Here is a 12,200-nt window from a genome sequence, read left to right as displayed (position 1 = left end):
ATGAGTTATCCGTGGCAACATATTGATCCGAAAGATCAGCTGATGATCCAGTTAAGTCAACCGATTACAGAGGCAGATACTTATCTAATCAGTACACTGTATAAGCCACTGATGAGTGGGCAGGCCGTGTCGTTGTATTTATCGTTAAAATCAGTACTTTATTACTCACCGAAGGCATCATCTGAAATTTTGGTGTCGCGGTTATTAAGTGAGAATAATATAGGGATTGAAGCATTTTTTAACGCGCGTAGTCAGTTAGAAGCCTTGGGACTACTGGATTTATATCAGCACAAGCATCAACAGCATCAATATATTTATCAAGTGCATCCTCCTTTATCAGCGTCTGAATTTTTTAGTGATCCCATTCTGCGGACATTATTGTACCAACAAATCGGGGAATCCCATTATGACATGTTGAAGCATACATTATTACAAGGCCATGAGATATCGGATCAGTTCCGGAATATTACAAAGTCATTCTTAGATGTCTATCATTATAATGGTCAAGTGGTGTCACAAGAGCCCATTCATTCACCCAAGCAGTCAACTGTCAAGGAACAAGTGGAAGCTGAGAGTGATTTTGACTGGCAGTTTTTCAAGCAAGGGTTAAGTCAACACTTTGTAAAGGTGCAATCGATTACGAGCGAAATTCGCCAACTTATTGCGATCTATCATGTGACGTATGGCATCGATGAGCAACAAATGCAGCAAATTATTTTGGAAACAGCCGACGTTGAGACGGGGAATGTGGATGCGGCTACTCTTGAGCGAAACCTTAACCGTAAAATCCAACAATTAAACCGCTCGAATCAGTTAACCCAAAAATCCCAAGCAGTCACTCAAGCAACTGAGAGCGATGGCCCAACAGATGAAGCGTTGGCTAAGCAAGGGTTTTCGCCAGAGACAATCGAGTCGATCCAAGTCGCCTATGCGTATTCACCGCTTGACTACTTAGAGTCTATAAAGCAACAACGGCATGGGTTCGTTACCTCATCAGAAAAATGGACTATCAAGGAATTGGTGAGTCAGTCCCGATTAACAGCACCAGTCATTAATATCTTGCTGAGTTATATTTTAATTATTAAAGATAATCCGACGTTAGAGAAAAATTATGCGCTCAAAATTGCCAATGACTGGGCCCAAAAAGGTATTCGAACACCAGAAGAAGCGATGAAGCTTATTTATGACTTGTATCGACAACAGAACTCGTCGAACAAGCCAAGAACCAATAAATCGCGTTCATCCTACAAAGGAACATCGTCAAAACGTGAGTCGCTCCCGGACTGGGTAAGTAATCCAGTTGCAGAAGAAGAACGCCTCAGCCCAGAGAAAGAAGCCGAAATGCGCCAAAAATTACAACAAATTAGCCACTTAACTAGAGGAGAATCATAATGGAGAGTATGCGTGATTTATTGAAATATTATGATAAAGACAACAAGATGCAGGAGCAGTTCGAAGCGATCTTGCGTGAAGAAGTCTTTACCGATACTGATGTGAAAGGCTTCTTGAATGAGCATCAAGATTTGTCTGAAGAAGTCATTCGCCGGAGTTCAGCTATATTATACGAATTTGTAAATGAGAAGAAAAAATTTCAGCACAATGAACGCGGCTTAGTCTCCGGCCATTATCCTGTCTTAGTGCGGCATAATAATCAAATTGAGATTGAATATGTCCCAACTAAAGAAGAAAAGCAGCGCCAAAAACAAGTATCTGAGAAGAAGCGTTTGAACTTATTTTATATGCAATCAGATGTGCAAGGGGCTTCTTTTGATACGTTAGAGCTTACGCAACAACGTGAGGAAGCGATCGTGAAAGCAACGGACTTCATTACCCAATATGATCCGAAGAGTGCAGAGTATCAGAAGGCACTTTATTTACATGGAGCATTTGGTGTAGGGAAGACCTTCTTATTAGGAGCGGTAGCGAAGGCCTTAACGAAAAAAGGACATACAGTCGCGTTAGTTTATTATCCATCGTTTTGTACGGATATGAAGGAATCAATTCGCGATAATTCGGTTAATCAAAAGGTAGATTACTTCAAATCAGTTGAAGTGTTGATGCTAGATGATATTGGGGCCGAATCTTTATCGACGTGGATTCGTGATGATATTTTGGGAATTATCTTACAACATCGGATGCAATATAATTTACCTACATTTTTTACGTCCAACTTAAGCATGCAGCAATTGCAAGATGAGCACTTATCGACGGCTAATAATGGAGCGCACGAACCGATGAAAGCCCGCCGTATAATGGAGCGCATTAAATACTTAGCTGAAGAAATCGAGCTTAAAGGAAAAAACAAACGCCATTCGTAAAAAAATAAAAATTGTGCTTGCATTTTGTATAAAATCCAGTTAAAATAAATAACATATTAGATTAAATCAATAAAATTCAGAAAACAAAGGAAAGATTCCCATGCAAACTCAGACGAAAGCTATTGTGATTATTATTTAATATCGGACTAACACACTTAGATTTTTTTCTCAAGTTGTTTTAGTCCTATTCGTACGGAGAGATGGATGGGACTAAAGGCCTCCCATTTATCAAGGATGGGGGGCCTTTTGTGTGATTTGGATAGCGTTGATGATCTAATCATCTTAATTATATAGAGGAGTGATTTTATGGAACAAAAATTAAGCACAAAGCATTATATCACGATTGGTGTGATGTTATTTGGGATGTTTTTTGGAGCCGGGAATTTAATTTTTCCGATTTTTATGGGTCAGAATGCGGGCGTTAATTTCAGTCAAGCCACATTAGGATTTATTATTACGGGGGTTATTGTGCCGTTTCTAGGAATTGTGGCGCTCGGTGTTAGTCGAAAAGAGAGTGTCTTCGAAATGGCAAGTAAAGTTCATCCTATTTTTGGGTATATCTTTACTGTCGCGCTTTATATGACAATTGGTCCATTATTTGCGATTCCGCGATTAGCAACGGTTCCGTTTGAAATTTCAATGACACCGTTCGTTCCCGATTCAGCTGAAACATTGGGCTTAGCAATTTTTTCTATTTTATTTTTTGCCGTGTCTTTATTTATGTCGCTTAATCCAACAAAAGTATTAACATATGTTGGGAAATGGCTAACACCAGCCTTTTTAGTTGTATTAGCTATTTTATTCCTGACAGCAATCTTCAATCCAATGGGAGAAGCAACTAGTACGATGGCCGTTGATAAATATATCGAACAACCATTCTTTACCGGATTTTTAGAAGGATACAATACAATGGATGCGTTGGCGTCGTTAGCTTTTGGGGTTGTTGTAATTAATACGATAAAACAATTAGGTGTGAGTGAACCTAAAGCAATGGCGATTTCATTGACAAAATCAGGCGTTATTTCGCTGTTGTTAATGGCGGTTATTTACTGGGCAATGGCATTTGTCGGAGCGAGTAGTGTCAGTACGTTAGGAATGTTCGAGAATGGTGGATTGGCGCTCGGTGCGGTGAATCGTCATTACTTCGGAGGGGCAGGAAATATTTTGCTGGCATTGATGGTCATCTTAGCTTGTGTGAAGACATCAGTTGGGTTGACAGTTGCGATTTCAGAATCATTCGTTGAGATGTTCCCGAACAGCTTTAGCTATAAAACATGGGTTGTTTTAGTCAGTCTATTAGCAGGTGGATTAGCCAATATCGGGTTAACAAATGTTATTGCGTTCGCGGTACCCGTCTTGATGTTTTTATACCCACTAGCAATTACGTTAATTTTTGTCGCATTGTTGTCACGCTTATTCAATGATAGTCCAATTGTCTACATTGGAACGATTTTATTCGTCTTACCGATTAGCTTATTGGATGGGATCCGTGCAGCTTTAGGAACAGTGGCTTCTTTGGAAAATTACACTGCAACATTGCAACCCTTCTTCAATGCAAGTGATCGGGTTGTTCCATTTATGGCATATGGAATGGGTTGGGTTGTGCCAGCTGTTATCGGCTTCGTCCTTTCATATGTCCTCTATATGACTATGAGCCCGCGCTTGAAGCGGGTAGATCGTCACCACTCTACAGCAGAATAAAGCTTAAAATAAGTAGCGCCCAGTGCAAACTGAGCGCTGCTTATTTTAATGCCATTAAAGATAGATGAGATTATATTAAAAAAAACACTAGCATCCCTATCGATTCCTTGATAAAATAGAAGGAGCTAAAAAAAAGTAAGTGAAAAAATATCACGACTCAGTGAGTCCTATCTGTTATAAGATGAGTGATCAAGTAAAGGAGTATGAGAATGGGAATTGTATTAATTTTATTACTATTTTTGATTGTTGGTATTTGGGGAGCACTCGTTCATATTGAAGATTTGGATCATTATGATGAATATGCTCCGTTTTTACATGATACACAAGCGCTAACTCCGCAACAATTTTTGGATTTTTATGAGGAGAAATTTCGGATAACCCGTCAATCTTTTCATAAAAAAGCTGAAGGTCCTGGAGTTCATGTAATATATAACAAGACCAGTGATATTTACTATATTCAACGACACGAGCAGATTTTGCAGTTCATATATAGTCAACTGACTGCAGAAGCAAGCGACATTGCAGTGGCTCAGGCAGCGGGCGATCAATTAGGGATAAAAGTGCGCTTGTTAGCAGACACCTCGCTAACTGATTTAGAAGAATTAGAATTGCTTACGGCAAAAGAATTTTATGTTGCCGAATAGATTGTTTTAGGTGAGTGAATGACTTTATTTTTATAAAAAAATAAAGATGTGTAAACGCTGTGAGAACAGTGAATTTTGATGGGTTATCAGAGTGTTTATGTATAAATCATTGTATAAAGAGAAATTAAGGTGGTCTAATCACTTGTTTTACTCAGTTTTTATCTAATTGATTGATGGATACTTGTGATACAATGTGGTAGTGGCAAAAGAGGATAAGGAAGAGGATTAGATGTTTGATATTTTCAAAAAATTAGATTGGTTTTTTAAGCTCCGAGCGAAAACATACGGCTTAGCGGTAGTGTGTTTACTCGTTGTTTCGCTAGCCAGTGCGGTAACGCCAATCATTATCGGAAATTTGATTGATGCCTTGGCGGAGCGAACATTGGTAGCTAGCGATATTTATTTACAAATTGGAATTATTTTTGGATTGGGTGTGTTGATGTACGCGTTACGTTATGCATGGCGGGCTTTAATATTTACCAATTCAACCATGTTAGAAGCGATTATGCGTAATAAGTTGTTCGATCATTTCACGAAGATGGATAGTGAGTTTTTCCATGAGCATCGGACAGGAGACTTGATGGCGCATGCGACGAATGATTTAGCATCACTTAAATTCGTGGCAGGGGGCGGAATTTTGACATTGACGGATTCGATTGTCGTAAGTGCGACGACGCTGTTCAGTATGTTTGTCTTTATTGATTGGCAGTTAACCTTACTGACGATTGTGCCGTTCCCATTACTGATTGTTATCTCACGAAAGCTTGGAAAGGTCATTAATACAAGATTCCGCAAGTCATTGGAATCTTTTTCACGTGTGAATGATCATGTTCAGGAGAGTGTCTCTGGGATTCGAGTGATTAAGGCATTCGGTGAAGAGCAGGATGACTATGCGAGTTATTCTGAGGATATCGAACATGTTGTGGAGATGAATAAACAAGTATTTAAAATTGACTCACTCTATCGACCAGCGATTGATTCCATTACGAGTTTATCGTACTTGTTAGCTTTAATTTTTGGGACATATTTTATTTATAACGGTCGGATTACGATTGGGAATCTAGTTTCTTATTTTAGTTACTTAGCGATGATGACGTGGCCGCTCTTGGCAGTTGGTTTCTTAGCTAATACGCTTGAACGTGGAAATGTCAGTTATGATCGTATTCAAGAGTTACTTAATAATAAATCTAATATTAAAGAAGCTCAAAATCCTGTCAGAGAGCCAATTAAGGGCGATATTCACTTCGATGTTCGGTCATTTCAATATGAAGATGATGAAGCGGTGTTGTTAGAAGATGTCCAATTTGAACTAAAGGCTGGGCAGACGCTAGGATTGGTTGGTAAGACTGGTTCCGGTAAGAGTACGATCTTTAAGTTGCTGATGCGTGATTATGATCATTATAAGGGTCAGATTACGTACGGCGGGATTGATATTAAGGATTACGCGGTTGATAGTGTGGCAGAGGCTATTGGTTATGTGGCACAAGAGCCTTTCTTATTCTCGCACTCGATTGCGGAAAATATTCGCTTCGGCAATCCGTCCTTGTCTTTGGACCAAGTAGCGGAATTTGCCAAATTGTCCGATGTATATGAAGATATCATGGGCTTCCCTGAACAATTTGATACGCAAGTAGGAGAAAAAGGAGTAGCTCTCTCGGGTGGACAGAAGCAACGAATTTCGATTGCACGTGCACTCGCCGTGGAACCAGACTATCTCTTCTTAGATGATTCACTCTCAGCGGTGGATGCGCAGACAGAGCATAAAATTTTGGCCAACTTTAGAGAATTGCGCCAAAACCGTACGACAATTATTGCCTCACATAAGATTAGTTCGGTGATGGATGCGGACTTGATCTTAGTGATGGAACAAGGTCGCGTGATCGGTAAAGGGACACATGATGATTTAATCGGATCAAATGAGTGGTACAGTAAGATGTATCAAAAACAACAACTAGAAGAAAAAGTAGAAGGAGGGGATCAATATGGAGCGTAAGGATTATCAGATTTCGTTTTCGCTCAAGGAGAACCTCTCGATTATGATGCGATTGTTGCAATTTGCTCAACCTTATTGGAAGGTTTTTACGTTATCATTGATAGCGATGGCGGTTGTATCCGGAATTAATGCGTATTTACCCATTATTGTTCAGCGCTATATTGACCAATATTTAGTGAATGATGTGTTCGAAGTTGGGATACTTGTACGGGTCTTATTATTTTATGCGGGATTGACGATAGCGAAACTTGCATTGACTTATATTAAGGATTATCTTTTCAAGAATGCCTCAGAACAAACAGTAGCCAACTTACGCCGTTCAATTTATGAACATGTTATTCACTTGGAGATGCGCTACTTCGACCAAACCCCGAATGGATCGGTTGTCTCTCGTGTGACCAATGATACGGAGACTATCAAGGAATTTTGGAATGTCTTTATGCAAGTAGCGAATGGCTTGTTTAACGCGATATCGATTGCCATTGCGATGTTTACGTTGGATGTGAAACTCGCGCTTATCTTTATGGCTTTCTTACCGGTAGTGATTATCTTAATGTACATCTATCAGAAAAAAAGTACGGTTATTTATGGAAGAATGCGGGAAGCATTGTCCAAGGTGAATACAGAGCTTGCGGAGTCAATTACCGGGATGATGACTATTCAACATTTCAATCAAACAGATCGTAAAAAAGAAGAATTTGATAATGTCAATCAAGAATATGTTGATGCTCGTATTAAGATGTTTAAGATGGATGCCGTCTTGTTGATGCCAGCGATTAGCTTCATTGAAGTGGTTGTGTTAGTGATTATTTTACTCATGTTCGGACAAGAATACTTGAGTGGGATAGCAGTTAACGTGGGGGTGCTCTATGCCTTCACACAGTATGCCAAGCAATTCTTCAACCCAATCGGCGAGATTATGAACAGTTTAAGTATCTTCCAAAATGGGCTTGTTTCCGGCTCGCGAGTTATTCACTTAATTGACAAAGATGACTTAGCTCCACATGCCAATCCAGAGGCAACTGGTGAAGTGACCGCTGGAAAAATTGAAATTACTGACTTAACTTTCTCTTACGATGGCGAGAATGATGTCTTAAAAAATATCAACATTACTGCCGAAGCAGGCGAAACAATCGCTCTAGTTGGGCAGACTGGTTCTGGGAAGAGTTCAATTATTAACTTATTGATGCGCTTCTATGAATTTAATCGAGGAAGCATTAAAATTGATGACCAGTCGATTAAAGAGATTAAAGATAGTGACTTGCGCGAAAAAATGGGCTTAGTACTTCAAGATAGCTTCATGTTCTACGGTAATGTACGCGATAATATTACGATGTATGGAGACTTTACCGATCAAGAGGTGCGCAAAGCTGCTGAGTTCGTTAATGCTGACAAGATTATTGATAACTTAGAGGATGGGTATCAGTCAAAAGTTATTGAGCGGGGAGCTTCCTTCTCTACAGGTGAGAAGCAGTTAATTAGTTTTGCGCGGACCATTTTACGTGATCCAACGATTCTGATTCTAGATGAAGCAACCGCTAATATCGATACGGAAACTGAGATGATGATCCAAGAAGGGTTATCTAATATGCGACAAGGACGGACAACGATTGTAATTGCCCACCGTCTATCAACTATTAAGGAAGCAGATCGCATCTATGTCTTGCGTCAAGGGGAAATTATTGAATCGGGCACTCACGATGAATTGATTGCACAAGGTGGTATGTATTATGATATGTACGAATTACAAACAACAGATGCTTAACTAATCAGAAAGCTACTTTGGATAATTTATCTGAAGTAGTTTTTTTATAAGCAATGAAGGGAAGGATAAGATATTTAAGGAGCTTCTTATATAATATTAGGTCTAATATTCGCGATGTATAGGGGATTTCTGATATAATGAGTAAGATTGATGAAGGGAAGGATGATGAAATGATTACGTTGAAGTCGAAGCGAGAAATCGAAAGTATGAATCAGTCCGGGAGTATCTTGGCTGAGATTCATGAGCGGTTACGTGATTTTATCAAACCAGGTGTAACGGGACTTGAGATTGATCAATTCGTAGAAAATATAATTGATGAAAAAGGAGCAGAAGCCGAACAAAAAGGTTATCAAGGCTATGAATATGCGACGTGTGTGACGATTAATGATGAAATTTGTCACGGTTTTCCACGGAAAGAGCCACTGGAAGAAGGCGACTTAGTGAAGGTCGATATGGTCATCAACTATGAAGGAGCCTTGTCGGATTCATGCTGGAGTTATGCGGTCGGTGAAGTGTCAGAAGAAGTACGTCACTTGATGGAGGTGACGCGAGAAGCGCTCTACGTTGGAATTGAAGCAGCTCAGCCAGGTAATCGAATTGGCGATATTGGTGCGGCTATTCAAGCATTCGTGGAACCTAAGGGCTATTCGGTTGTTCGTGAGTTTGTCGGACACGGTATTGGACCGACGTTGCATGAATCACCAAGTATTCCTCATTACGGTACTGCGGGGAGAGGAAAGCGTCTGAAGCCGGGTATGGTGATTACGATTGAACCAATGATTAATACCGGTGCGTGGAAGTCGAAGATGGATGATAACGGGTGGACTGCACGGACAATTGATGGTGGCTATAGTTGTCAATATGAACATACCTTGGCGATTACTGAGGATGGTCCACAAATTTTGACAAAACAAAAAGGCGAATAAGATAATTTTTGTTCAGGGACCTAGGCGAATAATGTACCGTCTAGGTCTTCTGTTATTGCTAATTTTCTATTAGAATGAATGATGGGAAGAAATACATCAGATGGGTTTGGAAAGGGGGGCGTGCGATGATTGATCGTGTGCTTGATTTATTGAAATATCAGTGGCTAATAGAACTAAAAGATCGAGTAAAAGCCAGTCATGTGTGGCAATATTCAACGTTTATTACATACTATATGCTGTTTACATTATTTCCACTGATTGTGGGGGTGATGAATGCTGTGAAATTTCACCAGTTGAACTTGGATCGATTCTTTGAACTTTCACGGTTAGTGTTGCCAGAACAAATTGCTGAGCGATTAGTGGTTGATTTTCAAGTGATTTATGATAATTCCACATTTGGTATTTATTTGATTGCCTTTATATCATCGGTTTGGACGATTAGTATGATGATGAATTCACTTATTATGGGCTTGAATGACGCGTATGGTGTGCCGAGTCGTCGCCATATTATTGTGACGCGACTATATGCCTTTGTATTCTTACTCGTCTTGTTAGGCTGGTTTGGAGCAGTGGGGATGGTCATTTATGTATGTCAATTAACTGGTATATTACGTGGAATTATTTTGTTACTAGCGACATTCTTTACGTGGTGCTTCTTGTACCGTTTTGGACCGAATGCGCATCAATCTTGGCGTCAAGTGATCCCGGGAGCACTCTTAGCGACCGGTTCAATTTTCATTGCTAGTATTATTTACTTATTAGTCTTGGCCTACATTCCTCCGGGGTCGATTCTGGTCACCTTGCTGGGCGGTTTCTTAATTATTCTCTCTGTTCTGCAGAAGGTGAATATGATGGTGCTGATTGGCGGCATGCTGAATGCGTACTTAATCGAACAACAGGGTGAGATTGAAGTAAAAGGCGATAATAGTCGCTTCATCAAACTTCTCCAAACCTTATCGATTATTGATTGATAACTGCTCTAGAAATAATAATCATCGTGAAAGTCGCTCTCTATCCATAAATAGAGAGCTTTTTTAGTGCTAACAATTCCTATCACAACAAGCCTTAAAAATGTAATATATATAATGAAAGGACAACATCAAAAGAAAGGATGACGACATTGCTGGAAAAAGCTATTTGTTTGGTAAGCGTGATATGTGAAATAGATGTCATATTGGATATTAAGGCATTTTCGTATTTTTGGTTAAATACTTGCTCTATAGCTATAATTTTTGTTAGTATTAATTTGTAAGGGTTTTTATTTTATTTCAATTGGGGATGGCCTCCGGTTGACTCTGTAATAGAGTGATTGATGTAATAAGACAGTATAGATAATGGAGGGATCACATAATGTATTGTTATTATACTGGCGTTACCGGTGTTTTAGCGATGAGTTTGTCCATGTTTACAAGTATGAATGTAATTAGCGGATTTGGAGCGGAATTTCCTTACCTTTTTACAGCAGGACATGTTATCTTTTTGTTTATCGTACTAGGTTTAATTGCGAAGGCATGGTTTCATTGGGTAGATTTTTATCAGTTAACGAAATATGATTTTTATAGATCGTTAATGATATATATATTCTTATACATCATTGGTTGGTTAGGATTTGCTTACAGTGGTTCGATTGCTCTTATTGTAGGTGTCATTGATGTATTTATAACCAGAAAACGCGCAGGCCTTATAAAATAAAGGTATTGAAATTTTAAATTTCCCAGCCCGATTGAGCAGTTAATTGCTCAATCGGGCTGGGGTTTTGAATATATTAATCGGTATAGCCTTCGGGGTTATTTTTCTGCCAGTTCCAAGCATCGCGACACATGTCTTTAATGCTGAGTTGAGCTGACCAATTCAATACGTCTTTTGCCTTCGTTACGTCGGCGTAACTTGTGGCAATATCGCCGGGACGACGCGGTGCAATGCTGTAAGGCACATCTACTTGATTAACATCTTGGAACGTTTTTACTAAGTCAAGAACAGAGTAGCCTTCACCGGTTCCTAAGTTGAATGCCTGTGCACCGGTTGAATCTAAGACATATTCGAGTGCCTTCAAGTGACCGAGAGCCAGATCAACGACGTGGATGTAGTCTCTGACACCCGTTCCGTCTGGGGTCTCGTAATCATCACCGAATACTTGCAGTTGCTCACGTTTGCCCACTGCGACTTGGGTAATGTAAGGCATCAAGTTATTTGGTGTGGCGGACGGATCTTCGCCCATCTGACCACTTGGATGCGCACCAATCGGATTAAAGTAGCGTAAGTTTGCCGCCGACCATTCATTATCGGCCGTATACTGATCTTCGATAAACTGTTCGATAAAGAGCTTCGTTGACCCATATGGATTGGTTGTCGATAGTGGCATATCTTCTGTGAAGGGTGCTTCATTGTGCATGCCATAGACGGTTGCACTTGAGCTGAAAACAAGCTTTTTGACTTGGTATTCATCCATCAGTTCCATCAAGACGATGGTTCCTAACAGGTTATTGCGATAATACATTAAGGGGTGAGCGACTGATTCTCCCACAGCCTTATAACCGGCAAAATGAATGACCGCTTGTAGATCATCATGTTTGTCGAATACTTTTTTTAATTCAGTTCGGTTGTTAATATCAACTTCATAAAAGATTGGACGCTTGCCAGCAATGGTTTCAATTCGGTCAAGTACTTCTGGATGCGCATTCGAGAAGTCGTCCACAATGATGACTTCATAATTTTTATTCAATAATTCAACAACAGTATGGGAGCCGATATAACCAGCTCCACCAGTGACTAAAATACTCATAATATAATCCTTTCTTTGGAGGTGTTTTGTTCATTATAGCATTAAAACCGGGGAAAACCATAATATTAAGG

Annotated in this window: 10 protein-coding genes; 9 read left to right on the top strand and 1 reads right to left on the bottom strand. The window is 39.7% G+C overall.

What is annotated here, in order from left to right; genetic code table 11:
• From HMPREF9703_RS06105 to HMPREF9703_RS06065, 9 genes are all read left to right on the top strand, one after another.
• Window positions 1-1,392 carry a replication initiation and membrane attachment family protein gene (locus HMPREF9703_RS06105; RefSeq protein WP_004636426.1) on the top strand — a complete coding sequence of 464 codons (1,392 nt, stop codon included), beginning with the start codon at window positions 1-3 and terminating at the stop codon, window positions 1,390-1,392.
• Window positions 1,392-2,318 (top strand): primosomal protein DnaI, encoded by a 927-nt coding sequence (gene dnaI, locus HMPREF9703_RS06100; protein ID WP_004636425.1) that lies wholly within the window; start codon window positions 1,392-1,394, stop codon window positions 2,316-2,318. The genes HMPREF9703_RS06105 and dnaI overlap by 1 nt, the downstream gene beginning before the upstream one ends.
• Window positions 2,319-2,624: 306 nt before the next feature.
• A complete protein-coding gene (gene brnQ, locus HMPREF9703_RS06095) occupies window positions 2,625-4,019 on the top strand; it encodes a branched-chain amino acid transport system II carrier protein (RefSeq protein ID WP_004636424.1) in 1,395 nt (464 codons plus the stop codon).
• 209 nt (window positions 4,020-4,228) lie between these two features.
• Entirely contained in the window at window positions 4,229-4,663 is a 435-nt protein-coding gene (locus tag HMPREF9703_RS06090) for a hypothetical protein (protein ID WP_004636423.1), read from the top strand.
• 229 nt (window positions 4,664-4,892) lie between these two features.
• A complete protein-coding gene (locus HMPREF9703_RS06085) occupies window positions 4,893-6,656 on the top strand; it encodes an ABC transporter ATP-binding protein (protein WP_004636422.1) in 1,764 nt (587 codons plus the stop codon).
• A complete protein-coding gene (locus HMPREF9703_RS06080; protein ID WP_004636421.1) occupies window positions 6,646-8,421 on the top strand; it encodes an ABC transporter ATP-binding protein in 1,776 nt (591 codons plus the stop codon). The genes HMPREF9703_RS06085 and HMPREF9703_RS06080 overlap by 11 nt, the downstream gene beginning before the upstream one ends.
• A 170-nt stretch (window positions 8,422-8,591) precedes the next feature.
• On the top strand, window positions 8,592-9,347 hold the full coding sequence (map, locus tag HMPREF9703_RS06075; RefSeq protein ID WP_040376989.1) for a type I methionyl aminopeptidase: 756 nt from the start codon (window positions 8,592-8,594) through the stop codon (window positions 9,345-9,347).
• 125 nt (window positions 9,348-9,472) lie between these two features.
• Complete coding sequence (locus HMPREF9703_RS06070; protein WP_004636419.1) at window positions 9,473-10,318, top strand: YihY/virulence factor BrkB family protein; 846 nt, start codon at window positions 9,473-9,475, stop codon at window positions 10,316-10,318.
• A 379-nt stretch (window positions 10,319-10,697) separates the two neighbouring features.
• A complete protein-coding gene (locus tag HMPREF9703_RS06065) occupies window positions 10,698-11,039 on the top strand; it encodes a hypothetical protein (RefSeq protein WP_004636418.1) in 342 nt (113 codons plus the stop codon).
• 73 nt (window positions 11,040-11,112) lie between these two features.
• On the opposite strand, the gene galE is transcribed toward HMPREF9703_RS06065, so the two are convergent.
• Entirely contained in the window at window positions 11,113-12,129 is a 1,017-nt protein-coding gene (gene galE / locus HMPREF9703_RS06060; protein WP_004636417.1) for a UDP-glucose 4-epimerase GalE, read from the bottom strand.
• Between the last annotated feature and the right edge of the window lie 71 nt (window positions 12,130-12,200).

The organism is Dolosigranulum pigrum ATCC 51524 (genome assembly GCF_000245815.1).
Classification (GTDB): Bacteria; Bacillota; Bacilli; order Lactobacillales; family Carnobacteriaceae_A; genus Dolosigranulum; species Dolosigranulum pigrum.
The sequence above is the reverse complement of the archived record's forward strand: the minus strand, read 5'-3'. Positions and strand labels throughout refer to the sequence as shown.

Coding starts and splice junctions, on each gene's coding strand:
- HMPREF9703_RS06105 (WP_004636426.1), top strand. CDS start 1: ATGAGTTATCCGTGGCAACATATTGATCCGAAAGATCAGCTGATGATC.
- dnaI (WP_004636425.1), top strand. CDS start 1,392: ATGGAGAGTATGCGTGATTTATTGAAATATTATGATAAAGACAACAAG.
- brnQ (WP_004636424.1), top strand. CDS start 2,625: ATGGAACAAAAATTAAGCACAAAGCATTATATCACGATTGGTGTGATG.
- HMPREF9703_RS06090 (WP_004636423.1), top strand. CDS start 4,229: ATGGGAATTGTATTAATTTTATTACTATTTTTGATTGTTGGTATTTGG.
- HMPREF9703_RS06085 (WP_004636422.1), top strand. CDS start 4,893: ATGTTTGATATTTTCAAAAAATTAGATTGGTTTTTTAAGCTCCGAGCG.
- HMPREF9703_RS06080 (WP_004636421.1), top strand. CDS start 6,646: ATGGAGCGTAAGGATTATCAGATTTCGTTTTCGCTCAAGGAGAACCTC.
- map (WP_040376989.1), top strand. CDS start 8,592: ATGATTACGTTGAAGTCGAAGCGAGAAATCGAAAGTATGAATCAGTCC.
- HMPREF9703_RS06070 (WP_004636419.1), top strand. CDS start 9,473: ATGATTGATCGTGTGCTTGATTTATTGAAATATCAGTGGCTAATAGAA.
- HMPREF9703_RS06065 (WP_004636418.1), top strand. CDS start 10,698: ATGTATTGTTATTATACTGGCGTTACCGGTGTTTTAGCGATGAGTTTG.
- galE (WP_004636417.1), bottom strand. CDS start 12,129: ATGAGTATTTTAGTCACTGGTGGAGCTGGTTATATCGGCTCCCATACT.